Annotated in this window: 20 protein-coding genes and 1 pseudogene; 9 read left to right on the top strand and 12 right to left on the bottom strand. The window is 70.4% G+C overall.

Translation table 11 applies throughout. The features are described from left to right. Positions 1 to 4: 4 nt before the first annotated feature. The 10 genes from P3T37_RS08065 to fabI form a co-directional block, all read right to left on the bottom strand. Positions 5 to 1531 carry an MFS transporter gene (locus tag P3T37_RS08065; RefSeq protein WP_280722764.1) on the bottom strand — a complete coding sequence of 509 codons (1527 nt, stop codon included), beginning with the start codon at positions 1529 to 1531 and terminating at the stop codon, positions 5 to 7. A gap of 59 nt (positions 1532 to 1590) precedes the next feature. Then, positions 1591 to 2046, bottom strand: a complete 456-nt coding sequence (locus tag P3T37_RS08060) for a MaoC family dehydratase N-terminal domain-containing protein (protein WP_280722763.1) — start codon at positions 2044 to 2046, stop codon at positions 1591 to 1593. Continuing rightward, on the bottom strand, positions 2043 to 2903 hold the full coding sequence (gntA, locus tag P3T37_RS08055; RefSeq protein ID WP_280722762.1) for a guanitoxin biosynthesis heme-dependent pre-guanitoxin N-hydroxylase GntA: 861 nt from the start codon (positions 2901 to 2903) through the stop codon (positions 2043 to 2045). Before gntA ends, P3T37_RS08060 begins: the two co-directional genes overlap by 4 nt. A gap of 102 nt (positions 2904 to 3005) precedes the next feature. Continuing rightward, complete coding sequence (locus P3T37_RS08050; RefSeq protein ID WP_280722761.1) at positions 3006 to 3254, bottom strand: acyl carrier protein; 249 nt, start codon at positions 3252 to 3254, stop codon at positions 3006 to 3008. Positions 3255 to 3328: 74 nt separating this feature from the next. After that, on the bottom strand, positions 3329 to 4585 hold the full coding sequence (gene fabF / locus P3T37_RS08045; RefSeq protein ID WP_280722760.1) for a beta-ketoacyl-ACP synthase II: 1257 nt from the start codon (positions 4583 to 4585) through the stop codon (positions 3329 to 3331). Continuing rightward, positions 4575 to 6362: a thiamine pyrophosphate-binding protein gene (locus P3T37_RS08040; protein WP_280722759.1), complete on the bottom strand. Its 1788-nt coding sequence runs from the start codon at positions 6360 to 6362 to the stop codon at positions 4575 to 4577. Before P3T37_RS08040 ends, fabF begins: the two co-directional genes overlap by 11 nt. 8 nt (positions 6363 to 6370) lie before the next feature. Then, on the bottom strand, positions 6371 to 9022 hold the full coding sequence (locus P3T37_RS08035) for an aldehyde dehydrogenase family protein (protein WP_280722758.1): 2652 nt from the start codon (positions 9020 to 9022) through the stop codon (positions 6371 to 6373). A gap of 91 nt (positions 9023 to 9113) precedes the next feature. Next, complete coding sequence (locus tag P3T37_RS08030; RefSeq protein ID WP_280722757.1) at positions 9114 to 11372, bottom strand: MMPL family transporter; 2259 nt, start codon at positions 11370 to 11372, stop codon at positions 9114 to 9116. 46 nt (positions 11373 to 11418) lie between these two features. Further along, entirely contained in the window at positions 11419 to 16017 is a 4599-nt protein-coding gene (locus P3T37_RS08025; RefSeq protein WP_280722756.1) for a type I polyketide synthase, read from the bottom strand. A gap of 357 nt (positions 16018 to 16374) precedes the next feature. Next, complete coding sequence (gene fabI, locus P3T37_RS08020) at positions 16375 to 17139, bottom strand: enoyl-ACP reductase FabI (RefSeq protein WP_280722755.1); 765 nt, start codon at positions 17137 to 17139, stop codon at positions 16375 to 16377. 685 nt (positions 17140 to 17824) lie between these two features. Between fabI and P3T37_RS08015 the strand changes: the two are divergent. Then, a pseudogene (locus tag P3T37_RS08015) lies at positions 17825 to 17956 on the top strand (acyl-ACP desaturase); the annotation flags it as partial. Between the two features lie 32 nt (positions 17957 to 17988). Here the strand turns inward: P3T37_RS08015 and P3T37_RS08010 are convergent. Continuing rightward, positions 17989 to 19278, bottom strand: coding sequence for a helix-turn-helix transcriptional regulator (locus P3T37_RS08010; protein ID WP_280722754.1), 1290 nt, complete (start codon positions 19276 to 19278; stop codon positions 17989 to 17991). A gap of 198 nt (positions 19279 to 19476) precedes the next feature. Here P3T37_RS08010 and fabG point away from each other — a divergent pair, with 198 nt between their 5' ends. From fabG to P3T37_RS07990, 4 genes are all read left to right on the top strand, one after another. Then, positions 19477 to 20178 (top strand): 3-oxoacyl-ACP reductase FabG, encoded by a 702-nt coding sequence (fabG, locus tag P3T37_RS08005; protein WP_280722753.1) that lies wholly within the window; start codon positions 19477 to 19479, stop codon positions 20176 to 20178. A gap of 106 nt (positions 20179 to 20284) precedes the next feature. Beyond that, the gene (locus P3T37_RS08000) at positions 20285 to 20461 is read left to right on the top strand and encodes a hypothetical protein (RefSeq protein ID WP_348533224.1); all 177 of its coding nucleotides are present in this window, start codon (positions 20285 to 20287) and stop codon (positions 20459 to 20461) included. Next, positions 20433 to 20963, top strand: coding sequence for a DUF6879 family protein (locus P3T37_RS07995; RefSeq protein WP_280722751.1), 531 nt, complete (start codon positions 20433 to 20435; stop codon positions 20961 to 20963). Before P3T37_RS08000 ends, P3T37_RS07995 begins: the two co-directional genes overlap by 29 nt. 19 nt (positions 20964 to 20982) lie before the next feature. After that, positions 20983 to 21831 (top strand): helix-turn-helix transcriptional regulator, encoded by an 849-nt coding sequence (locus tag P3T37_RS07990; RefSeq protein ID WP_280722750.1) that lies wholly within the window; start codon positions 20983 to 20985, stop codon positions 21829 to 21831. A gap of 41 nt (positions 21832 to 21872) precedes the next feature. On the opposite strand, the gene P3T37_RS07985 is transcribed toward P3T37_RS07990, so the two are convergent. Beyond that, positions 21873 to 22040 carry a hypothetical protein gene (locus P3T37_RS07985; RefSeq protein ID WP_280722749.1) on the bottom strand — a complete coding sequence of 56 codons (168 nt, stop codon included), beginning with the start codon at positions 22038 to 22040 and terminating at the stop codon, positions 21873 to 21875. Between P3T37_RS07985 and P3T37_RS07980 the strand changes: the two genes are divergently transcribed. From P3T37_RS07980 to P3T37_RS07965, 4 genes are all read left to right on the top strand, one after another. Beyond that, positions 22039 to 22161: a hypothetical protein gene (locus P3T37_RS07980; RefSeq protein WP_280722748.1), complete on the top strand. Its 123-nt coding sequence runs from the start codon at positions 22039 to 22041 to the stop codon at positions 22159 to 22161. The two genes, P3T37_RS07985 and P3T37_RS07980, sit on opposite strands and share 2 nt — an antisense overlap. Continuing rightward, complete coding sequence (locus P3T37_RS07975; RefSeq protein WP_280722747.1) at positions 22158 to 22532, top strand: hypothetical protein; 375 nt, start codon at positions 22158 to 22160, stop codon at positions 22530 to 22532. Before P3T37_RS07980 ends, P3T37_RS07975 begins: the two co-directional genes overlap by 4 nt. A 40-nt stretch (positions 22533 to 22572) precedes the next feature. Continuing rightward, the gene (locus tag P3T37_RS07970) at positions 22573 to 22992 is read left to right on the top strand and encodes a hypothetical protein (protein ID WP_280722746.1); all 420 of its coding nucleotides are present in this window, start codon (positions 22573 to 22575) and stop codon (positions 22990 to 22992) included. A gap of 135 nt (positions 22993 to 23127) precedes the next feature. Next, entirely contained in the window at positions 23128 to 25053 is a 1926-nt protein-coding gene (locus tag P3T37_RS07965) for an ABC transporter ATP-binding protein (protein ID WP_280722745.1), read from the top strand. The last annotated feature ends 58 nt before the right edge of the window (positions 25054 to 25111 follow it).

Genomic DNA, 25111 nt, shown 5'->3' with positions numbered 1-25111 from the left:
CTTGTCATGACCTCCTGGCTTGTTCCGCAACGGTGCGGGCGCGCATGGCGAAGAACGTGACCACGGCCGGCAGTACGGCCACCGCGGCGCAGGTCAGCGTGGCGACGTGGATGCCGTCGACGAACGCGTGCCGGGCGGCGGCGACGGCCTGGGCGGCGGATTTCGTCGGCAACGACGGGGCGTCGGCCAGCGCCGCGCCGATCGACTCGCGCAGCCGGCCGGCCTGTTCTCCGGTCAGGTCGGGGGGAAGGACGAGTCGCGCCCGGTAGACGGCGTTCAGCACGCTGCCGACCAGCGCGATGCCCAGCGCACCGCCGACCTCGAAGGCCGTCTCGGAGACCGCCGCGGCCGCACCCGCGCGACCCGCCGTAATCGCCCCGACCACGGTGTGATTGGTGACGGCGACGCTCATGCCGACGCCCGTCCCGAGGACGACCATCGCCAGGAGCACCACCGGGTAGTTCGCCGTCGTGCCCACCGGCAGGTAGAGCACGCAGCCGAGACCCGTCGACCCGAGAGCTACGGGGACGACCCGGCCGTGTCCCCACCTCGCGAGCGCGGGGGCCGCCGTCGCCCCGCCGAGCACCGCCGCCACCGCTCCGGGCAGCCCGGCCAGCCCGGAGCGCAACTGCGACCAGCCCAGCACGAGTTGGAAGTACTGCGCGAACAGCAGGGACAGCGCGGCCGTGACGAACATGGCGACCAGCGCCGCGGAGAGCGAGACGGCGTACTCGCGGCGGCGGAACAGTCGAAGGTCGATCAGCGGCTCTGCCAGCCGTGTCTGCCGCCGGGCGAACAGGCCCAGCCCGCCGATCCCGAGCACTGCGGCGACCACGACCCTGGTGTGCGGGAGTCCACTGCGGACGGCCTCCTTGACGGCGTAGATCGCCGCCACCATGCCGACCACGGACAGCGCGACGCTCGCCACGTCCAGCCGTCCCGGCCGCGGATCACGGGATTCGGGCAGCACGAGCAGACCGGCGACAAGCACCAGCGCGCACACCGGAACGTTGATCAGGAAGACGGAGCCCCACCAGAAGTGCGCGAGCAGCAGGCCACCGACGATCGGGCCGAGCGCGAAGCCCGCCACCGAACTGCTGCTCCAGATGCCGATCGCGGCGGTGCGCTCGGCCGGATCGGTGAACACACTGCGCAGGATCGACAGCGTGGACGGCATGATCGTGGCCCCGGCGACGCCGAGCACCGCCCGCGCCGCTATCAGCAGCTCCGGGCTCGGCGCGAACGCCGCCGAGGCGGAGGCGATCGCGAACACCGTCGTGCCGAGCAGCAGCAGCCGCTTGCGGCCGATCCGGTCTCCGAGGTTGCCCATCGTGATGAGCAGTCCGCCGAGTACGAAGCCGTAGACGTCGGCGATCCACAGGATCTGGTTCGCCGACGGGCGCAGGCTCCGTGTCAGGGCCGGGACGGCCAGCGTGAGCACCGTGGCGTCAACTGCCAGCAGCAGCGCGGCCAGGCACGAGATCCCCAGCGTCGCCCACCGGCGGACCGCTGCGACGGGTTGCTCGCCCATCGCGGATCCCATCGACTCCGCCGGTGCTTCGGGCGCTGCCGCCGCGCCTCCCACGAGGCTCACGTCCCGGCCGCGCGGACCACCAGCGTGGACCATTCCGTCAGCACCCTGTCACCGTCGGCGTCGCACACCTCGGTGCGCAACGTGAGCGACAGGTTGCCCGCCAGGGTCTTGGCCTCCTCGATGACCACCACACAGGTCAGCCGGTCGCCCGCCCGAATCGGCCGCTGGTAGACGAAGCGCTGCCCGCCGTGCACCACCCGGGAGAAGTCGATGCCCAGTTCCGGATCGCCGGTGACCTGCTCGGCGGCTTCCTGGGTGAACACGACCGGAAACGTCGGCGGCGCGAGAACATCCGGGTGACCCAGCGCCCGGGCCGCTTCGACGTCCCGGTATGTCAGCGAGTCGTCGCCGATCGCCCGTGCGAAGCTGCGGATGTGTTCGCGGCCGACCTCGTACGGCCGGGTCTGCGGGTAGGTCCTGCCCACCGCGTTCAGAATCGCCGGTTCCGTCATCGGTCCCGCACCGCCGAGTCCGGCAAGTCCGGCAAGTCCGGCACGTCCGCCGGCTGTGTCACGGCTGGGGCCGCCGCAGGCCGGGCAGCTATGTGCACCGGGCATTTCCAGCCCTCGTCGGGGACCCGGCCGGAGTACATCACGGTTTCCGGGTGGTCCCCGTCGAAGAGGACCAGAGCCGGGTTCACCGTCCCCTGCAGCTTGTGGTCCCGGGTCCGGATGGTCTGGGTGATCCGCGACATCAGTCCGGACTCGCGCAGCAGGTCGAACTGCTCGTGCGCGTTGAACACCATGGTCGGCCGTCCCGGCCGCCGCGCGATCCGGGACGAGGCCGGATGCATTCCGACGATGAAGAAGGGCCGCCCGGCGAAGCTGAAGGAGAAGCCCTTGGTGTTGGGATCGGAGCCGACGATCGGGCTCCAGCCGTGGTGCTCGCGGTCGAGGTCGTGCAGCAACTGGAGTTGTCGCCACAGGACTTCCTCGAACTGCTCCTCGGTCGCACAGGCCGGCCCGTCGTAACTGGCCACGAAGGAGGCGAGGTTCTCCTGCCGGATCGGGAAGTCCTGGACGAACTGCCACAGGTCGGCGGCCACCGCGCGGGCGCTTTCCACCGTACCCAGCGCGGGGTAGCAGCCGAACCGGTAGTCACCTCGGCGCAGTAGTCCTCTGCCGACCACGCAGGGATAGGGGTCGCCCATCACCATGTCCCGGAACGACTCGTGCGCGAGCACCGCCTGCGGGTCCGCCGGCGACACCTCCGGCGACAGCTTGACGAGACGGTCGTCGAGATATCCGTGATAGGAGCGCGCGACCTCGTCCGAGGCGGGCGCGAAGGGGTTGTGCGCTGCTGCGTTCACTACCGGGCTTCCTTACGGCTGTCGCGTAGGACGGGCATGAGGGCCTCTGAAGCGGTCGGGGGCACCGCGGCCGGTTGGCCGCTGCACCCCCGACCGTCGTGGTCACACCGCGGCGAGAACGCCCTGGATGCTCCGGACGAGGTCGCCGACCGTGCTGCCTTCCTTCAGGTCGTCCTCGGAGATGCTGACGCCGAATCTCTCCTCGGCGGCGACGACGACCTCGACCAGCAGCAGCGAGTCGACGTCCAGGTCGTTGGCAAAGGACTTGTCCAGCTGAATCTCCGCCGGATCGTTGCCGGCGACCTCCTGGAGGATGGCGGCCAGGCCCTCGTGGATCTCTTCGGTGGTCATTGTTCTGCCTTTCGTCTGTGCATCCGTTTGCGGTGGAGTGGCGGTAGCTGTTGGAGTGGAGGGCCCGGACCGGGTTACGGCTTCCAGGCCCGGACGATGGCGACGGCGTTGTGGCCGGCGAAGCCGAAGGAGTTGCTCATCGCGATCTCGACCTTGTGCTGCTGCGCCGTGTGCGGCACGTAGTTGAGCTCGGTGTCCTCCGGGTCGAAGCAGTTGACGGTCGGCGGCACCACACCGTCGCGGATGGCGTGAACGGCCGCGATGGCCTCGACCGCGCCGGCCGCCCCGATCATGTGACCGGTCATCGACTTGGTGGAGCTGATCGGCACCCGGGTCGCGTGGTCGCCGAAGACCTTGCGGATGGCCAGGGTCTCGATGCGGTCGTTGAGTGTGGTGCTGGTGCCGTGCGCGTTGATGTAGTCCACCTCGGACGGGTCGATCCGGGCGTCGGCGAGAGCGGCGCGCAGCGCCTGCTGGGCACCGGCGCCCTCCGGGTGCGGCGCGGTCGGGTGGTACGCGTCGGTGCTCGCGCCGTATCCGACCAGCTCGGCGAGGATCGGTGCGCCGCGCCGCATCGCCCGCTCCGCCTCTTCCAGGACCAGCACTCCCGCGCCGGACGCCATGATGAAGCCGTCCCGCTCCTTGTCGAACGGCCGGCAGGCGTTCTCGGGGTCGTCGTTGCGGCGGGACAGCGCGCGCGCCGAGCAGGCCGAGGCGATGTCCGAGCGGGTCACCGAGTCGTCGGCTCCACCGGCGAGCACCACGTCGCAGGCGCCGTACTGGATCCACCGCATGGCCTCGCCGATCGCCGAGGTGCCGCTCGCGCACGCGGTGCTGATCGCTCCGGACGGACCCTTGGCGCCGAACCGGAGCGCTATCTCGCCGGCCGCACTGTCGATCGCCGACGCGGCCGAGGTGAACGGGCCGACGCGGCGCGGTCCGTGCTCCAGCAGCCCCAGGGTGACCTGCGACTGCACCGTGCTGGGGCCGTAGCCGGAGCCGATCTGCACACCGACCCGTGGGGCCAGCTCCTCGTCGAACTCGATCTTCGCCGCCTCGACCGCCTCGACCGCCGCGGCGAGGGCGTACCGCGCGAACGGGTCGATCCGCCGCCACACCTTGCGCGGCATGTACTGCTCCGGGTCGAAGTCCCTGACCTGGGCCGCGATCTGGGTGGGCAGGTCGGAGACGTCGAAGGACTCGATCCGGCGGATGCCGCTGCGGCCGGCCAGCAGCGAGTCCCAGAATGCCGCAGTGCTCAGGCCGATCGGCGATATGACCCCGCTGCCGGTGATGACCACCCGGCGTCGCGGTGCGTGCTCAGCTCTCATCAGTGGGAGTCCGTTCTTCGTTCTTCGTGACAGGCATGGATTCCGTCGGGTCGGTGGTCTTGGCCTCCTGCGCGGCACCGGGGAAGTCGCCTTCCAGCTCGGTGATCCCCGGTGGGGCGTCGGCGATGGTCACCGGGACTTCGAGGACGGCGACGTGCCCCTTGGCGCTGTGCAGCAGCGCTTCGCCGAGGAGGTCGGCCAGCGTGGACTTGTCCCGCACCACCGAGTGCCACATCGCGGGGTGGACCAGGACGGTCTGTTCCGCCTCCTCGCCGAGGCCCCTTTCGCTCAGGAAGGTGAACCGGCTCGCCTCGGCGCCGTGCTGGTCGAGCTGGCACTGAAGCCAGCCGTAGCCCCGGTTGCGCAGCACCACGTAGGTGACGCCGACACCTTCCCTGGCCAGCGTCGCGACGTCGTTGGCCACCATCGCGAACGCGCCGTCTCCGACGAAGGCGATCACCGGCCGGTCTCCGGCGGCAAGCTTCACGCCGCCCGCGGCGGCGGTGCCGAAGCCCAGCGTGGTCTGTTCCGAGGGGACCACGGAGTCGGCCTCGGCCCCGCAGGTCCAGTGCGGGAAGAAGTAGGACCACATGTCCTGCAGACCGTTCTCCTGCACCAGGATTCGGTCCGCCGGCGCGACCCGGTCCAAGGCGGCGAGGACTTCCGCGACGTGCAGCGTGTCGGACGCGGCCATCTCGGCGAGCCGGGCGTCGACGGCGGCATGGGCGCCGGCGCGGCAGGCGGCGATGGTGGTCAGCCACTCGGATCCGGCCTCCGGCCGGCCCGGGCCGAGCGCGCGCAGCCAGTGCGTGAGCACCGCTGGGCCGTCCCCCAGCACGCTCAGGCCGGGGAACTCCGTCGACAGCCCGCCGGCGTCGATGTTGACCTGGAGCACCGGTACGCCGTCTGCGACGAAAGCGTTGTACGTCGCCGTCTCCTCCAACCTGCTGCCCAGCGTGATCAGCAGGTCGGCGTCGGCCCACACCGGCGCCATCTCGGCCGGGGAGTACAGCCCTGACAGACCGCCGAAGCTCGCGTGCCGCTCGTCGACCACGCCGCGCCCCGACGCGGTGGCGAAGATCGCCGCGCCGATCCGCTCGGCCAGGGCCTCGATGCGGCGACCCGCGTCGTGGCCGCGCATTCCGCCGCCCACCAGGATGATCGCCCGCTTCGCGCCGCCGATCAGCTCCAGCGCCCGGGTGGTCGCACCGTCCGCCGCCGCGGCGGCGATCTCCGGGGGGTCGGGCCACGGCCGGGTGCGGACCACCTCCAGGTCGAGCAGGTCGTCCGGCAGCTCCACGTACACCGGACCGGGCGCACCCGACCCCGCGAGCAGGAATGCCTTGTCCAGCACGGGAACCAACCGGTCCGGGTGGTCCACTCTGGCCGCCCACTTCACCAGCGGGCGGACCAGTGACAGTTGGTCGAGTTCCTGGAAGGCGCCGGAGTCCCGGCGCTTCGCCGCGGTGCCACCGGCCAGCACGACCAGCGGCACTCCGGAGGTGTGCGCCTCCAGCAGTCCGGTGACCGCGTTGGCCACGGCCGGGCCCTTGCCGATGACGCACACGCCGGTGCGGCCGGCCTGCATGGCGTATCCGGTGGCCATGAACAGGGCGCTGCGCTGGTCGCGGCAGAGCAGCATCCGCACCGGGGCGTTCTCGAGCGCGTGCAGCGCACCGAGGTCGTCACCGGGCAGGCCGAACACCGTGCGGACCCCGCGGTGGACCAGCGCATCCACCACGGCGTGCCACGGGCTGGGGTAAGTGGTCGGTACCATCAGGCTTCTCAGACTCCGATTCCGTACTGGGCAACGGACTTCGACACCAGCAGCGGCTCGGCGGTGCGCTTTCCGTTGTAGGCGGCGTAGTTCGCCATGACGCCGCGGCCGCCGAACGGGTGGTTGCCGTTGTCGACGTCCAGCAGCGTCCGGTTGACGCCGACGGTGTGCCGGTCCCGCAGCTTCTCGACGAGCGCGCCCTCGGTTCCGTAGACCATCGCGCCCATCGACCGCTCGGCGAAGTAGGGCGAGAACAGCACCTTCTCCAGCTGTTCGGCGTCCTCGTAGACGACGACGTTGAACAGCGGTGAGAAGAACTCGCTGATGTCCATCGGGTCGTCAATGTCGCGCACCAGCACCGTCGGGCGGACCAGGCCGGTCCGGAAGTCGACGTCGCCGCCGTGCACCACGTACTCCCGGTTGCGCAGCAGGAACTCGGTGGTGGACCGGATCGCGGTGTCGTAGTAGACGGCGCCGTAGTCGGCGTCCGGGTCGCCGTACGCTCCGTAACGCTGCTCGGCGAGCCGCTTGGTCAGGCCGCCGATGAAGCGGTCCGAGGCCGAGGAGTGGACGAAGAACACGTCCGGGCCGAAGCAGTCCTGCCCGGAGTTGTGCAGCCGGATCCGGATGGCGTCCTCGATCGCGCGGTCGCCGTCGGCGTCCGGGCCCACCACGAAGGGGTTGATGCCCTGGCCGAAGAAGAGCATCAGCTGGTCGCGGCGCAGCTTGCCGCGCAGGTCCTCGGCGTTGTTGTACGCGCCGGTGAACAGGACGACGTTCGCTTCGGCGGCCGGACCGTCGACGAACTGACGCTGGTTCAGCGCGGACATCTCGATCGGCAGGCCGTGCACCGGAGCGAACAACTCGTGCAACCGGTGTGTCTGCGCGGCCACCTGCCTGGACGGCCGCAGCGAGATCCGCTCGACGAACAGCGAGGGCACCACCGCGTGCAGCACGTAGGAGTACAGCAGCACATTGGAGGACATGAAGCCGGCGAGCTGGGGGACCCGCTTCGGACGGTACCGCTGTATCTCGTCGACGACCCCTTCGAGGGTGGCGATCGACGCCTCGATCTCCTCGTCGACCGCCTTCCGGACGGAGATCTCGGTGAGGATGCCGGCCACCGCCTCGGGCTGCTCGCGCAGGAAGGCGACCAGGTCGTGGACGGCGTGCAGCCGGTCGGGCAGCGGAACGTCGGCCGACACCAGCGTCGACACCGGCACCACCGGCCGGGCCGCCCGGTCGCCGATCGCGTCGCCGGCCAGCCGCCGCAGCTCCACCATGTCCGGCTTCCCGTTGGCGTTCAGCGGGAACTGGTCGACCACGAGGACCCGGTTCGGCTGCTCGTACGACGGCAGCAGCGCGTCGATCTCCCGCCGCCACAGCTGGGCGTCGCCTCCGTCCGGGTCGGCCACCACGAACACCAGCTGGCAACCGCGGCGCTCGTCGTCCAGCGCGACGATCTTCACGGGGCGGCCGCAGGCCTCCGCGCGCCGCTCGATCGACTCCGGGTAGAGGGTATGACCCAGGCGGTGCACCGCGTACTTGCGGCCGACGACGTGCAGGTTCCCCTTGGTGTCCCAGTAACCGAGGTCCTGGGTGTGGTACGCCTCGGACTCAGGAGGAGCGACGCTGCCGTCCTCGGCCAGGTAGCCGACCATCATCGACGGGCTGCGCACGATGATCTCACCGGTGCTGCCGATCGGCACCGGGCGGCCCTCCGCGCCGACGATCGTGACCTCGACGCCGTCCAGTGGGCGGCCGCAGCCGTCGGGGTTGTCCAGGCTCGCCAGTGCGACGTTGCCGGCCTCGTTGCTGCCGTAGCCGTCGAGCAGGGGCAGGCCGAAGGTGGCGCCGAACCGGCCGGCGACGGTGCTGCTCATCGGCGCGCCGCCGACGCACCACATGCGTACCGTGGCCAGCTCCACCAGGAGCCCAGGACGGCGCTCGGTGAGGTTGAGGATGCTGTGCAGAGTCGACGGGGTGGCGTCCACCACGGTCGCGCCCGCTTCCGAGCCCACCTTGAGCGCCTGGTCGAGCCGGTTGGTCGGCGTCACGATCAGCGTGCAGCCCAGCCGCCACCAGGTCAGGACCAGGGTCAGGCCGTAGAAGTGCGAGAACGGCACCAACGGCAGCAGGACGTCGCTCTCCTGATAGCCCATCCGCTCCCGGGAGCGCTCGATGTCGTCCAGCAGCGCCCGGCCGGAGCGGACGATTCCCTTGGGCAGCCCGGTCGATCCCGAGGACCAGGTGATCAGCGCGTCCGTCCGCCGTTCCCACGCGGAGAAGTCCAGCGCGGCATCCACGGCGCAGTCCTCCGGCTCGTCGTCGACGACGTCGAGCGGGATGGTCCGCACGTGCGGGGCGATGTCCTCCGGCCGGTGCGAGACGGCCCACGGCGCCTTGGTCAGCGTGGCCGCCCGGGTGCATTCCTGGCTGGTCTGCCGATCGTCCAGGAGCACGATGGACACGTCGAGATGCATCAGTGCGAGCAGGGCGGTCACCATGGCCGGCGAGTTGTCGGCCTTGAGCAGCACGCGCTCGCCCGCTGTCACGCCTTGACGGCGCAGCACCGCCGCGAGTTTCAGCGCGTCTCGGGTCAGCTCCTTCGCCGTCCGCACACCGGACCCGGTGACCAGGGTCGCCTGGGGAAGTTCCACGATCTCTCCTCGGTCGTCGTTCTGAGGGCGTCGTTCTGAGTGCGTCGTTCTGATGCCGCGTTGTTCCTTGCCGCGTTGTTCCGACGTCGCGTCAGTGCTCGCCCACCGCGCCGGATATCCGCCTGGTGAAGCGTTTCAGCGGTGCCGGCGCCCACCAAGCGGCGGTCCCGAACACCTGGAGGAAGACCGGCACGAGCACGCCGCGGACGAGCACCGCGTCGAGGACCACCGCGAGCCCGGTGCCGATGCCGAACAGTTTCGCCAGCGACACCCCGGAGATCGCGGTGGAGAAGAAGGACACCGCGAGGATCGCCGCCGCAGCGGTGATGATCGGTCCGCTGCCGCCGAGCCCTTCACGGACCGAGCGGTACGGGTCACCGGTCTCGGTGTAGCGTTCCTTGATCCGGGACAGCACGAACATCTCGTAGTCCATGGACAGCGCGTAGGCGATGCACAGCAGCAGCACCGGCATGGTCACGGCGATCGGCGCCGGGGTGACACCGATCAGGCCCGCCAGGTGGCCGTACTGGAACACCCAGACCATCGCGCCGAGTACGGCGCCGAGACCGAGCGCGTTGAACAGCACAGCCTTGACCGGGAGCAGGATGCTGCCCGTCGCCAGGCTGAGCAGCACCAGGGTGAGCAGTGCGGCCAACCCGATGCCGAGCGGGAGCCGGTCGCCGATCGAGGCCGTCACATCGAGGTACTGTGCGGCCAACCCGCCGACGTAGACCCGGTGACCGCCGGGCACGGCGACCGCGCGCACGCTGCGCACCACCTGCTCGCCGCCCGGGGAGTAGGGCACCACGTCGTTGTCGACCTGGAGCAGAGTCGCCGCGTCCACGGTGAAACCGGGCAGCGGTCCCGGCGTTCCGACCAGCCGGCCGTGCTGGAACCGTCCGGCCGCGCTCGTCACCGAGGTCACGTGCGGGAGGGCGGACAGCCGCGCGGCGTAGTCGGACAGCTCACCGCCGGTGGTGGCGCCCGGCCAGTTCTCACTGATCAGTGAGAGGGCGCCCGCGTCGTCGCCCGGGAACTGGGCACGCGCGATGTCGGCCACCACACGGCTCTCCTCGCCCTTCGGCAGCGCTCGCTCGTCCGGCACGCCGAACTGGGCTCCGGTGAGCGGCCAGGCCATCACCGCGAGCAGCGCGACCACCAGGGCGCCGGCCAGCCACGGTCGGCGCATGGTGGCGCCGGCGATCCGGCCCCACAGCCGGTCCTCCGCTGCCTTGGGCTCCTGCGGGTCGCCGGACCGCGGCCGCCCGCCCAAGGCCCAGCTGTCGATCCGGTCGCCGACCAGCAACAGCGCCGCGGGCAGCGGGAGCAGCGCGCACAGCACCGTGATCCCCACGACGGCCACCCCGGCGTAGGCGAACGAGCTCAGGAAGTACTGCTTGAACACCAGGAGTGTGCTGAGCACCGCCGCGACGATCGCACCGCTGAAGATCACCGTGCGGCCGGCCGTCCGCAGGGTGACCGCCAGCGCCTGTGGCCCGGCCAGGCCGCCCGCCCGTTCCTCCCGGTAGCGCGAGACGATCAGCAGGCTGTAGTCGACGGAGAGGCCGAGGCCCAGCGCGGTGGTCAGGTTGACCGCGAACACCGAGACCGAGGTCACCTGCCCGAGCCCGTAGAGGAGGGCCAGCGAGCCGGAGATCGACAGCAGCCCGACGCACAGCGGCAGCAGGGCGGCCACCACACCCCGGAAGACGAAGAACAGCAGGACCAGCGTCAGCGGGAGCGCGATGCTCTCGGACAGCGCGAGATCGCTGTTGGTCTGGTCGGTGAGGTCGTTGGTCACCTGTGCGACGCCGCCGAACCGGACGGTGATCGGCCCGGTCGTCCGCGCCAGGAGGCCGTGCAGCCTGGTGGTGGTCCTCGCCACGGCGTCCTCGTCGCCGCTCACGTTCGCGGTGGTCAGTGCGCTGTGTCCGTCCCGCGATCGGAGCCCGGGGTCACCGGTCGTGAAGTAGCTGTCGACGACGTGCACTCCGGGCTCCGCGGCCAGTGTGGCCAGCAGGCTCGTGCCGGTCCGGGCCACCTGCGGCGCGTCCACACCGTCGGTCTCGTCCTGCACCAGCAGCACCAGATTCGCCTGGCCGGCCGGGAACTTCGCCGCGAGCAGCTGCGCCGCCTGCGCCGAGTCCGAGGACGGGTCGTCGAACCCGCCGTTCTTCATCGCGGCGGAGGCCCCACCCGCCAGCACCCCGGTCAGCACCAGGAACACCAGGCTGAACCAGAGGACCCAGCGTGGTCTGCGCAGCGCAACCGGCAGCCGGCGGGCGCTCGTTGGCGTGCCGGGGCCTGGGCGCGCCTGGGCGGTGACCGGTGGCGTGGGCACTGAGGACACGGAAACCAGCTCCTGATCGGTCGAGCGGACGGAGGATGACGAGGCGTCAGGCGCTGGTGGCCGCGGCGGCGCGCAACCGCTGGAGCTCTTCGGCCACGACCCGGACCGAGGCGCGGATCTGCTCGCCGGTGTGCTCGGAGGTGATGAAGAACCGCAGCCGCGCCTCGGTCTCCGGCACCCCGGGGTACATGATCGGGTTGACGCTGATGCCACGGTCGAACAGCACCTCGGCCAGCTTCAGCGTCATCGCGGAGTCACCGACGATGCACGGCACCACGGGGGAGTCGGAGCTCGGCCCGGTGTCCAGCCCGGCCTTGCGGGCCTCGGCGAGGAAGAGCTCCGCGTTGCCGCGCAGGCGTTCCAGCCGCTCGGGCTCGTCGCGCATGGTGCGGATCGCGGCCAGCGCGGCCGCGGTGTTCGAGGGCGTCATGCCGACGCTGTAGACGAATCCCGGCACGCTGTACTTCAGGTAGCGCACCACGTCCGCCGAACCGCCGACGTAACCGCCGCAGCTGGACAGCGACTTCGAGAGTGTTCCGACCCAGAGGTCGATCCTGGACCGGTCCACTCCGAAGTGCTCGCCGACGCCGCCGCCGTTCTTGCCGACCACGCCCGCGCTGTGCGCCTCGTCGACCAGCACGATGGCGCCGTGCTTCTCCTTGACCTCGATCAGCTTCGGCAGGTCGACCAGGTCGCCGTCCATGCTGTACACGCCCTCGACGACGATCATGGCGCGGCGGTACTGGGGACGGGCCCGGGTGAGCAGCTCGTCGAGGGCCGCCATGTCGTTGTGCGGGAAGGGGAGCCGCCGCGCCCCGGACAGCTTGCAGCCCTGCAGGATGCTGTCGTGCGCCAGCTCGTCGTGCACGACGAGGTCGTCCGGGCCGAGCAGGTGCCCGATCACCGACACGTTGGTCGCGTGCCCGCTGACCATCACGATGGCGTCCTCGGTGCCGAGCAGTGCGGAGAGCTCGGCCTCCAGCTCCCTGTGCAGCGGCCGGTCACCGGACAGGAAGCGGCTGGCCGACACCGAGCTGCCGTACTTCCCGACGGCGTCGTCGATCGCCTGCCTGATCGCCGGGTGACCGGACAGCCCGAGATAGTTGTAGCTGGAGAAGCAGACCAGTTCGCGGCCCTCGATCCGGGTACTGGCGGTCGCCGTGCCCTCGTGCAGGAGGAAGTACGGGTTGCGCGTGCCGGGCTCGTCCAGCTGCGCTTCGAGGGCCTTCGCCTCGGGGAAGTCCTGGATGCGCCGTTGTTGCGGCACTGCGGCAGCCGGGTCGGCCGGCTGCGGCGCGGCGACCTGCGCCGGGACGGTCGCGAGGTCGATGCCCAGCAGCTCGGCGAGGGTGTCGACGATCTCGCGGACGGTCGGCCGGGCTGCGATGGCCCCGCCGGTGAGCTTTTCGGCGAGCTGCGGCCAGGTCTTCCGCACCGAGCCCACCAGGTCGGTCAGCATCAACGAGTCGAAGCCGAGTTCCTGGACCACCAGGCTGTCCTCGTGCAACTGGTCGGCCGGGAACGCGCTGATCCGGGAGATGTGCTCGAAGACCGTGCTGCGGACGGCGAGCCGCTCGGCTGCGGCGGCCGGGGCGGGCAGCGGAACCTGCTGCGGCGCCGGTGTCCGAACCGCCGCCGGCGCCACCGTCGGCGCCACCACCGGCACCACCGCCGGCGCCACCGTCGCGGCCGGGGCGGACTCGGCGTCGATGCCGAATCCCTTCAGGACCGCGAGTTGTTCGCGCAGCAGGGTCACGACCTCGTTCACGGGATGCTCCTTCACGGGGGGTTGGGGCAGCACGGCGGGGTGGACGGCAGCCGGAACAGGCTGCGTCGCAAGGAAGGCGGACGTCGCTCGCGGCTTCTGCGCATCGACCCAGTAGCGGCGGGTGCGCAGCGGGGACGGCGGCAGCGAGAGCAACCGCGGCGTCCCCTCGAAGAGCGGCGTCAGGTCGACGGGGACGCCGAGGACGGCCAGTTGACCGAGCCCGGCGAGGAACGTGCGGGTGTCGTCCGGCTCTTCGGTGGACAGCGCGACGTAGTGCAGTCCCTCCTGCTCACGGAGGTTGTGCCGGACGGCGGACAGCAGCGCGCTGCCGCCGGCGAGTTGGACGAAGATCCGCGCACCCGCTTCGTGGGCGGCACCTGCGGCGGCGGTGAAGCGCACCGGGGCCAGCGCGTGCTCCGCCCACAGTTCCCGGAGCTGCTCGGGGTCGGCGCACTGCGCACCGCTCACCGAGGACACGAAGGTGAGCTCCGGCGCCAGGAGCCGTGCGACGGCGAGGTCCTGGGTGATGCCCTCGCGAGTAGCGGCCAGCAGTGGTGAGTGGAACGCGTTGGAGACCTCGAGTCGCCGTGTGCCGATCCCCTCGGCGGCCATCCGCCGCTCGGTCGCGGCGAGCCCGGACTCGGTCCCGCTCACCACGGTCTGGCCGGGGTGGTTGTAGCAGCTCGGCCAGGCTTCGTCGATGTCGCGCACCAGGTCCTCGGCGCGGTCGGCGCCGGCCTGGACCGCGAGCATCCCCCCGCGTGCCTCGGACTCGGCGGCCCGCATGCGGCGGCCCCGGGTGGCGAGCAGACCGATCGCGTCCTCGTCGTCCATCGCTCCGGCGACCGCGGCGGCCGGGAACTCGCCCACGCTGTGCCCGAGCGTGATGTCCGGCCGCAGCCCGCAGTCCGCGACCAGGCGGGCCACGGACAGCCCGAGCAGACCCAGCGCGGGCTGGCAGACGTCGGTGCCGGTGAGCAGGGCGCGGCCCTCCTCGCTCGCCGCCCGTGGACCGTACACCGCGTCGATCGCGGAGAATCCGACCTGCTCGCGCAGCACGGAGTCCAGCGCCTCGGCACGCCCGCGCATCGGCGCGAACCGGTCGAGCAGATCGCCGAGCATGCCCGGCCGCTGACTGCCCTGGCCGGGGAAGAGGAAGGCCACCGAGCGCTTCTTCGCCGGCAGCGGGGACTTGCCCGCGAACCCGGCCGTGCCCAGCGCGCCTAGCTGGCCGGCGGCCAGCATCTCCTTGGCCTGCGTCAACTTCTGCCGCAGCTCGCCGAGATCGGCCGCGACCACGGCCAGCCGGGCCGGCAGGTGGGCCCGCTGCGCCAGGGTGTAGGCCAGCTCCCGTGCGGTGGCTTCCGGCTGATCGGCGAGCTCGTCGAGCAGTTGTCCGATGTGGGCGGCCAGCAGGGCCGGTGTCCCCGCCGACAGCAGGAAGAGCTCGGGCCGCGCGGCCTCGGCCGCGGTACTCGCGGTGGCCGGAGCGGTCGGTGCGTCCTGCAACACGACATGGACGTTGGTCCCGCCGAAACCGAACCCGTTCACCCCGACCCGCCGCGGCGATTCGCAAGGAGGCCAGGGCACCGGCTCGTCGGTGATCCGAAGGCCCGCCTCGGCCAGTCCGACCGCCGGGTCCACCTCGGTCTCCGGTTGCGGCACGACGGTTGCGTGGTGCAGTACCAGCGCGGACTTGATCAGGCTGGCCATCCCCGCCGCGCTGAGGCCGTGCCCGATCAGGCTCTTGACGGAGGACAGGTACGCACCGCCGTCCGGCCCGCCCTGGCGGTCGGCGGTCCGCACCGCCTTGATGGCGTCCAGCTCGGTCCGGTCGCCGACGACGGTCGCGGTGCCGTGGGCCTCGATGAACCCGACCGAGTCCATCGTGCAGCCCGCGTCGCGGTACGCCCGCCGCAACGCGACCTCCTGGCCCTCCTGACGCGGGGTCATCGGACCGTCGGCTGTTCCGTCGTTGGAGCAGCCGATCCCGCGAACCACGGCGTAGACCCGGTCGCCGGCGGCGAGGGCCTCGTCCAGCGGCCTGAGCACCACGGCACCGATGCCCTCACCCAGGACGAACCCGTCCGCACGGCGGTCGAACGGCCGGCACACCCCGGCCTGCGAGAGCGCGCCGACCTTCGCGAACCCGACCAGCCCGTTGGGTGCCAGCGCCAGGTAGGCACCGCCGACGACGGCCTCCCGGCAGTGCCCGGCGCGCAGGTGGGTGACCGCCTCGTACAGTGCGACCAGGCTCGACGAGCAGGCGGCGTCGACGGTGAAGCTCGGCCCGCCGAGGTCGTAGTACTGGCTGACGGTGGCGGCGGCCATGTTCAGCAGCACGCCGGGGACGGTGAACGGCTGGATCTGCTTGACGTCGGGGCTGTATTCGGCGTACTCCGAGCTGCTCAGCCCGAAGAACACACCCGTTGACGCCCGATCGAACGCGCGGCGCTCCCATCCGGCGTCCTGCAGGGCCTCGCGGGACACCTGCAGCAGCAGCCGGTGCTGCGGATCCATGTTCTGCACCCGGCGCGGCGACATCCGGAAGTGCGCGGCGTCGAACTGGTCGACTCCGTCGATCACCGCGATCTGGTCGGTGTAGGAGCCCTTCGTGCCGCGCTTGTCGTCCGGGTCGAAGTACTCGGCGTGGTCCCAGCGGTCGGTGGGGACCGACTGGAACTGCCTGCGCCCGCTCAGCAGTAGGCGCCAGTACTCCTGCAGGTTCCGAGCCCCGGGGAAGCGGCAGCTCATTCCTACGATCGCGATGTCGCGCACCAGATACCTCGCCGTCGATGTCAGCTTTGGTTGATGTCTCGTGATCTGTCGCCGGTGTGCGGGGTCGGATTGATGGCCGGCCGCAGCGAAGGCTGTCATGTGTTCGAGTAGCGAGTCAACATCTGTGACATCTCCAGCGTCAAGGACAATCCCCTTGTTACAAGCGGGAGTTGGTCGAGAAGACAGACGTTGGTCAGCCGCTGTTGGCTGGAGGTCGCTGCTGGGTTGTCAAGTTCTGTGACTGCCCTTGACTCGTGTGCGGGCCCCGCGCGAACACGGGTCGGGGCGAGAAGGAGGCAGGGCGAGTTGCCCGCGGGCAGCCGTCGTCGGCGGCGGGTTCGGCCACACGTCTGCTTCGTGTCGCGGTCAGGCTTCGCCGACCGGGCGGCACCCGGCTCGGCCTTGCGGGTGGGGGAGCAACGGGCCGCAGTCGCAGCCCTGTTGCTCCCCGAGCCGTCAGTCGCCCATCGCGTGGAAGCCGCCGTCGGCGTGCACGATCTCGCCCGTCGTCGCGGGGAACCAGTCGGAGAGCAGGCCGACGGTCGCGCGGGCGGCCGGCTCGATGTCGTCGGCCTTCCAGCCCAGCGGCGATCGCGCGTCCCAGGTGGCCTCGAAGTCCGCGAAGCCCGGGATGCCCTTGGCCGCGATCGTCCGAAGCGGACCGGCCGCGACCAGGTTCACCCGGATCCCCTTCGGGCCGAGGTGCCGGGCCAGGTAGCGCGAGCAGGACTCCAGCCCGGCCTTGGCGACGCCCATCCAGTCGTAGGACGACCAGGCGACCGTGGCGTCGAAGTCCAGGCCGACGATGGAACCGCCCTCGTGCATCAGTGGCAGGGTCGCCATCGCCAGCGCCTTGAGCGAGAAGGCGGACACCTGCACGGCGGTCGAGACGTCCTTCCACTCGGTGTTCAGGAAGTTGCCGCCCAGTGCCTCGATCGGGGCGAAACCGATCGCGTGCACCACGCCGTCGAGCCCGTCCACGTGCTCGCGTACCCGATCGGCCAGCGAGTCGAGGTGTCCCTGGTCGGTCACGTCCAACTCAAGCACCGGCGCCGGCGTGGGCAGCCGCTTGGCGATCCGCTCGACCAGGCTCAGTCGCCCGAAGCCCGTGAGCACCACCTCCGCGCCTTCCTCCTGCGCGAGCCGAGCCACATGGAAGGCGATCGAGTCGCCGGTCAACACGCCCGTGACCAGGATTCGCTTGCCGGCCAGGATGCCCATGAAAACTCCATTTCCATACCACTGTCGACGGGGACGATCATCACCATCGTGTACGGATCATTGTTGTCGGCCATCCCGCCGTCGCGACCTACCGTCAGTGCGCACGAATTCGGAATCAGATTTCCCCCCGGAAGGGGCCGACCGGTTCCGATGTTCGACTGCCTCTGAATCATCGAGGGGAACGCGCAGTGAATTGGCATGAAATGCCTCGCGGGGAGAACGTGCCCAACGTTCGTGGATCGGCAATCACCAGTGTGTAACGCGACTCGCCCGCAAGTTACCGGGCAGTTCCCGTGCGATCCCCAGATCGCGCGCCAATCCCAAGTCGGCTGTGAAGCTAGCAGCTTGATCCAGCATCAGGCAAGCCTCCGTGGCCTGTCCTCTTTCGCCATGCCCGTGGCTTTGATGCTCAACGCTACCCTGCACCATGATGACGTCCGGGCGAACGAATTATGAACAGCGAGGCAAGATCGGATATCGCCGCCCCGGACATGCGATCGAGTCGATTAGATGGTCTGCGCTGCGCGCGTTCACCGACCGGCAGCGCTCTCCGTTACCTGGAGGACAGATGGCCATGGCGCATGTCCGAATGCGTGACCTTGAACTCCTGCACTCATTGGAATCAGTGGTCGAGACCAATCCCGATCGTCATCCGGCGGCCGTCTTCGCCGGCAGTGGCGGCTCGGCCGTGCGCGACCTGGCCTACGTCTCCTTCCAGGAGCTGGCCACCCGTGTCTCGCACCGCAACACCGGCCGGGCCACCGGCTGCCCGATCGCGGACCGGCTGCTCACCCGGATCTCAAGGCCGGCGGCTGACCACGAACGGTCCCGCCGGTCACGGCACCGGCCTCAGAGCGTCCGAGGGTCCGCGAACACGTCGACCAGCGTCCGCCAGGCCCGCGCGGCCCTGCGGTGTGCGCCGGTCTCGTCGAACAGCTCGGCGGCCTGCCGGCAGGACTTCTGACCATCCGCCATCCGCCCGCCCGCCACCTGGACATCCGCGGCGGCGACCAGACTCTCGGCCAGCTCGTGCGGCGGCAGACCCGGCACCGGGCGGACCTCGGCGGCACGGGCCAGCGCTTCGTCGAACTGCCCCTTGCGGGCCAGGACCAACGCCTCGACCGAGGCCAGCTGGACGCGGTCAGCCTCGGTACCGATCAGCGAGAACGCCTGCCGCGTCCACCCGAGCAGTTCGTCGACGGCGTCCATCGCCCGATCGGTGAGCAGCCAGACCCGCACGGTGGTCAGCGCCAGCCGGGCCGACTGCCGCAGATCGGTCCGCGGCGGCAACAGGCCGGCGGCGCGTTCCAGCAGCGGGACGGCGTCGGCGGGTCGGCCGGTCGCGACGTGCACGTTGGCGGCGGCCCAGCAGGCCAGCCCGCGCAGCCGGTCGGTGGGCAGTTCGTCGAGGCGGTCCATGATGTCGAGCAGCGCTTCGGCTGCTCGGTCGAGGTCGTCCCGAGCGGTGTAGGCGGCGATCAGGGCCAGCCGGGCCCGGCACCATTCGAGCGCGCTGACATCGAGCTCCGCTGCCGCGGCGACAGCCTGCTCACCTGCGCGCACCGCTTCGGCCAGCCGGCCTCGGCACTGCGCCAGCTCCGCGATCGCCGCCGCCACCCGCGCCCGCAGCCGGGTCGAGCTGTTGGTCAGCGGATCGTCGAGCAGGCGCCGGAGCACCGCGTCCCGGTCCACCGGCCGCTCGAGGTCGCCGTAGATCTCGGCCAGCTCCCAGGAGGCCTCCCAGGCGACGTCGTCCTCGCCCAGCGTGTCGGCCTCGTCGACCAGGGCCACCAGCTCATCGGCGGCGAACTCGCACCCGCCCTCGGCACGGGCGCCGCGGGCGACCACCAGCCGGCGAACCAGGTCCGCACGATCATCGGGGTTCGGCCTCGCCACGACGCCGAACTCGTGGAGGGAGAAGCCCAGGCGCGCGGCGATGGCTTTCGCGATCTCCTCGCTGGGCATGCGGCGGCCGGACTCGATCAGCGAAATGTAGCTCGGTGACACGTCACCACCGGCCAGTTCCGACTGGGACATCTCGCGTAGACGGCGCAGGTGCCGAAGGCGACGTCCGAACGCAGGCTGGTCGAGCAACCCGACTCCAAACCTCAACGCGGGCCATCGCGTCGCCGACGACACATCGGCGATTATCCTACCCGACGGTAGGGGCCGAGGTCCGGCCTTCAGCCGCCCTTGGCGTCGTCATCGCCTTCGTAGCCCCGCAGTTGAGGATGACGCTCACTTCGACGCCCACTGAAAGACCCTCGGGGTACCCGTCCCGGACGCCTTCCTCCCGGAGTATGCGCGGAGAAATCCCAGCCGAAAGAGGGTCAGAGCATGTCACGATCCGTTCTGGTCACAGGCGGCAGCAGAGGGATAGGACTTGCGATCGCACGAGGCTTCGCGGAGGCGGGCGACAGGGTCGCGGTCACCTATCGCAGCGATCCACCCGAAGGGCTCCTGTCGGTGCGATGCGACGTCGCCGACCCTGCCCAGGTCGAGAAGGCCTTCGTGGAGGTCGAGCAGGCGCACGGTCCGGTCGAAGTCCTGGTCGCCAACGCAGGGGTGACACGTGATCAGCTGCTGCTGCGGATGACCGAGGAGGACTTCACCACCGTCCTCGACACGAACCTCACGGGCGTCTTCCGCGTCGTGAAGAGGGCTGCCCGGGGGATGGTCCGCTCACGCAGCGGACGAATCGTGATCATCTCCTCCACGGTCGCACTGCGCGGCGAGATCGGCCAGGCCAACTACGCCGCGTCCAAAGCGGGCCTGATCGGCTTCTCCCGCTCGCTGGCACGGGAGCTCGGCCCCCGGGCCGTCACAGTGAACATCGTTTCACCCGGCCTCACCGACACGGGCATGATCGCCGGCCTGACCCCGGAACAGAAGGCGAAGATCATCGCCGAGACCCCGCTCCGCCGCCTCGCTCAACCCGAGGAAGTCGCCGCAGCAGTCCACTTCCTGGCCTCGCCCGAGGCGTCCTTCGTCACCGGTGCCGTACTACCCGTGGACGGCGGAGCGGGGATGGGCCATTGAGGCCGACCGGCAACGTCAACTGACTGACGCTTCGTCACAGTGAGTCGATGCGCCCCTTGACGGTCCGCCACCGACGGTGTGGGTTGACCGGGAGAAGAAGCAACTGGTGTTCCAGGCTCTGAAGGCTGACGCCCAACTGACCGACGAGGTCAGCGGAACGGAGTGGGTGCCGGGGCACGCCATCGGCATCCCCGACCACGAAGTGCTGGCGTGCCTCCCGGCCCGGATGATCCCGATCTTGAGGAAGGCTTGTGATGAAGCTGAGCGTGCCGGACTTCTCTGACCTGCTGAAGGGCGCCAAGCACTCCGCTGTGCACCTGGAAATGCGCGACACGTACGGCGTCGGCAGCGAGAAGGAGAAGATCGCCGCCTGGAAGGCCGGCCACCGGCTCGACCCGGACGACCGCGCGTCGTGGTGGCGCCCCTGGCTCGACCTGATCTCGGAGACCGTGGAACGCGGCGTCGTGATCCGCCGGTGCCGGATCGTCTCCGAGCCGGTCAGCGAATACACCCGCTGGCTGCACTCGGGGACCTTCACGAACACGGCAGCCGGCGAACAGGTCCGCTGGCTGCCCCGGCACCGGACGATGGACATCGCGCTCCCCGGCGTGGACTTCTGGCTGTTCGACGGGGAGACCGTGCTGTTCAACCACTTCACCGGTGAGGGAGCCTGGGCCGACCCCGCGCGCACCTACACCGACGAGGCCGCCGCGGTGAAGCTCGCCGGGTCCGCCTTCGAAGCGGCCTGGGAACGCGCCATCCCGCACGAGCAGTTCACCGTCTGACCCACCGGATAGCCGGCTCATGCCCTCCTCGCCCTCCTCCAGCGCCCAGGCGGCCCGCGTGGCCGTCGCCGCCCGCCTTCGGGAACTGATGCTGGACGCCGGACTCCCAGGGCAGGAGCTGGCTGCCAGGTGCGGCTGGCACCCCGCGAAGACCAGCCGGATACTCAACGCCAAGGCAGCGCCCACCGACGGCGACATCCGGGCCTGGTGCACGGCGTGCGGTGCCGAAGACCAGGCCGCCGACCTCATCGCCACCGCGCGGGCGGTGGAGTCGATGTACATGGAGTGGCGCCGGATTCAGCGCAACGGGATGCGCCGCACCCAGGAGAAGACCTACGACCTGTACGAGCGCACCGCGATGATGCGGGTGTACGTCTCGAACGTGATGCCCGGCTTCTTCCAGACCCCGGCCTACGCCACAGCGCTGATGCGCTCGATCAGGCGCTTCAAGGGCTACCCCGACGACGTGGCCGACGCGGTGGCGGCCAGGGTGGCGCGCAGCCGATTCCTGTACGAGGGAGGCCACCGGTTCGCGGTGGTCATGGAAGAGACCGTGCTGAAGTACCGGATCGGCGACGCCGAGACGATGGCCGGCCAGCTCCGCCACCTGCTCACCGTCATGCCGTTGCCCTCGGTGTCCATTGGGATCATTCCCTCCAGCGTGCCGCGCACGGTGTGGCCGCTGGAGGCGTTCTACCTCTTCGACGATGTTCACGCCCGGGTGGAGACCCTGACGGCAGCGATCGACGTGACCCAACCCCGCGAAATTGCCGACTACGCGCAAGCGTTCGCCGGGCTGTCGAAGATGGCCGTGCATGGAGACGACGCGCGGGCACTGGTCAGCGCGGCGATCACTGCCTTGGGCTGAAAGCCCGCAATAAATTGCAATCGCGTTGAGTGGCCGGATGGTTACTCCCTATCGTCGTTGATGTCGCCACCTGAGCTGACGGGAAGCCAAGTCCGCTGCTCCGGGCGGCCACCGTCGCCGAGCCCGGAGCGGCCGCCCGGCCCGATGCCGCCGGACGGCAGCGCGACCACTACGACCACCACCAGCGCCGAGTAGAGGGAGACGACCATGGGCAAGCACGGAGACGGCAAGGGCGGCAGCGGCGGCGACAAGAACGGCTCTCCGAAGACCAACGATGGGCAGTGGAACAAGCCCGTCACGCCGCCGACCGCGAAGGAGAAGGGGAAGTGAGCAGCTGGCAGTCGCTGGTCGCCGAGATGCGCGCATCCGGCGCGCTGACGAAGGAGTGGGAGCCGTCGTTCCTGGCGCACCCGCGCAGTTCCTTCACTCCGGACCGTTTCCACGACGGCGAAGAGTGGATCGACCGGACCGAGCAGCCCGCTCGCTGGCTGGAGCTGGTCAACTCCGATGTGCCCTTGGTGACCCAGCTGGACGACGGTCAGGAAGACGGCGACGGCATCCCCACGTCGTCCCTGTCGATGCCGTCGTTGGTGGCCTCCATGCTCTCCGACGTGACCCCGGCCGACGACAGCGGGCGTCATCCTTACCCCGTTCGGCACCACGTTCTGCAACGGTTCACTGGTTCGTCTGGTAGTCGGTGAGGGTGCCGCAGCTGGCCACTTCGGCGGCAATGCCGCCTTCATGTGGGTGCGCGGCCAGCGTCAGCCCTCCGAGCCATTCGATGTCGACGACACCTTCGACTACCGCCCTGCGGTAGCCGGCCCGGGAGAATTCGACACCCATCCCGCACAGTTCGCCCTCGGCCTGCGCCTGCCGGGGCTGCGCACCATGGACGTGTGGGCGGACCACGCCAGGTTCGGCACCGGGCGTACGGAGATCTGGGATTCCATCTCGTACGCGCACTGCCGGTGGGCCGATCCGGACGGCAACCACGCCGTGGCACAATCCGGACCGCGCCGACTGTGGGACGAGGTCGAAGCGGCCTTCGAGTGGTGGGTGAAGAACGACCGCCCGGGGCCCGAGCGGTTCGGATTGACCGTCACAACCGACGGCACCCACCGCGCATGGCTCGACGATCCGGCCGAATCCTGGGTGATCTGACCGAGCACCGCCGGCGTACCGCGACGGCCTCGGGCTGCAGTTCGAGGCCGTCGCCCGTTCGAGGGACACACCTCCCGCCACGCCGACCGCGGGCGCGAGACTGTCCACCCTCAACACTGGTCCTGGGAGGCCCATGTGACGGACACGGCGACGACCACCCACCAGGATGATGCCCCATCCGAGGAGCTGAAGTTCCAGCACCCCGGCGGCGACAACCCCGAGATCGCCGACTCCATGACCGCCCGGAACATGGCCCGGCGCCTGCCCCGCCTGATGCGCCGCACCCTCGATCTGGCGTGGCGCGTCGACCGCGCCGCCATCACCGTCCTGCTGCTCTGCCAGGCCGTCTCCGGGCTGCTCGGCGCCTTCGGACTGCTGGCCACCACCGGCACCATCAGGGCCCTGATCGCCTCCGGCCACATCATCGACCGTCTCCACCAGGCCATCCCCTCCATCGCGGTCATCGCCGGGGCGGCCGGCCTGCGGTCGCTGCTGGGGATCACCGTCACCGCCCTCTCATCCCGGATCGCCCCGAAGATCGCCCGCGAGGCCGAGCTGATGATGCTCGACGCGGCCACCGCCTCCGAGCTGACCGCCTACGACCGCCCCGGCTACTACGACCGGTTCAGCGCGGCCGACCGCGGGGTGGAGGTCTCCCGCGATCTCATCGGCGAGACCCAGAACCTGATCTCCTCCGGCGCCTCACTCATCGCAGCCGCCGGGGTCCTGACCGTCCTTCACCCTGCGCTGCTGCCGCTCCTGGTCCTCGCAGCCCTCCCACAGGGCATCGCCTCCGTCCGCTCCGCTCGGATCGGCTACGTCACGATGGTCGGTACCCACCGGGACCGCCGGGTACTGAGCCTGCTGCGCTGGTACCTGGTCGACAAGGAACCGGCCGACCAGATCCGCTCGGGCACCATGGCGCCGTTCCTGCTGGAGAAGTACCGAGCGGCAGGCGACCGCGTCACCGCCGCCACCAACAACGCCGCCTGGCGCAGCGCCAAGGTGTACGTGCTCGGCGCCCTCGCAACCGGCGTGGCCACCGGCCTCGTCTGGGGTGCCGTCATCGTGCTGCTCGCGACCGGCCACATGTCGTTGGCGGCGGCAGGCACCGCGTTCTTCGCGCTCGGCGCCGCGTCGTCCGGGCTGCGCGGCATCGTCGGCTACGGCGCCGACCTCTATCGCACCGGGCTCTACCTCGACGACTGGTCGACGTTCCTGGACGAGGCCGGCGCCCACCGGATCGACCGCGGCGACAGGGCCCCCGGCGCCCCGCTGTCCGTCCGGGCCGAGAACCTCACATACACCTACCCCTCCTCCGACACCCCGTCCCTGGAGAAGGTCACCCTGGAAGTCCGCCGCGGTGAAGTCGTCGCCCTGGTGGGCGAGAACGGCAGCGGCAAGACCACCCTGTCCAAGATCCTCGCCGGGCTCTACCTCCCCACCGAAGGCGCCGTCACCTGGGACGGCGTCGACACCCGAGACCTCGACCCCCATGCCCTCTGGCAGCAGACCGGCGTCGTCCCGCAGAATTACGCCCACTTCCCGGTGACCGCCCGCGAGAACATCACACTGGGGCAGCCCCACAGCAACGACGAAGCCATCCACGCCGCCGCTGTCTCCTCCGGGGCCAGCGACGTCCTGGACGATCTGCGCTCCGGCCTGGACACCCTCCTCGCGCGGGAGATGTGGGGCGGCCAGGAACTCTCCGGCGGTCAGTGGCAGCGCATCGCCATCGCCCGCGCGTTCTACCGGCGCGCCGGACTGCTGGTGATGGACGAGCCCACGAGTGCCCTCGATCCCCGTGCCGAGCACCGGATCTTCGCGGGTCTGCGTGAAATGGCGCGGGACCGGGCGGTCGTGCTGGTCAGCCACCGGCTCGCGAACATCGCCATGGCGGACCGCATCGTCGTCCTCGACCACGGACGCGTGATCCAGACCGGGACCTTCCCCGAGCTGGTCGCCGAACCCGGCTTGTTCCGTGAGCTGTGGGAACTCCAGAACGACCGGGGCGTCCCCGCCCAGCGCACTGACAGCGCCAACCAGGCCGGGAACGCCTGAGGGCAAGCAACACCGGGCGGCATGGGACGCGAACGGGGCGAAGCAGTGATCCACGAGC

Origin of the sequence: Kitasatospora sp. MAA4, assembly GCF_029893355.1 — a bacterium.
Taxonomy (GTDB): Bacteria; Actinomycetota; Actinomycetes; order Streptomycetales; family Streptomycetaceae; genus Kitasatospora.
Note: the sequence above shows the minus strand (reverse complement) of the source record. Positions and strands in the feature narration are given on the sequence as shown.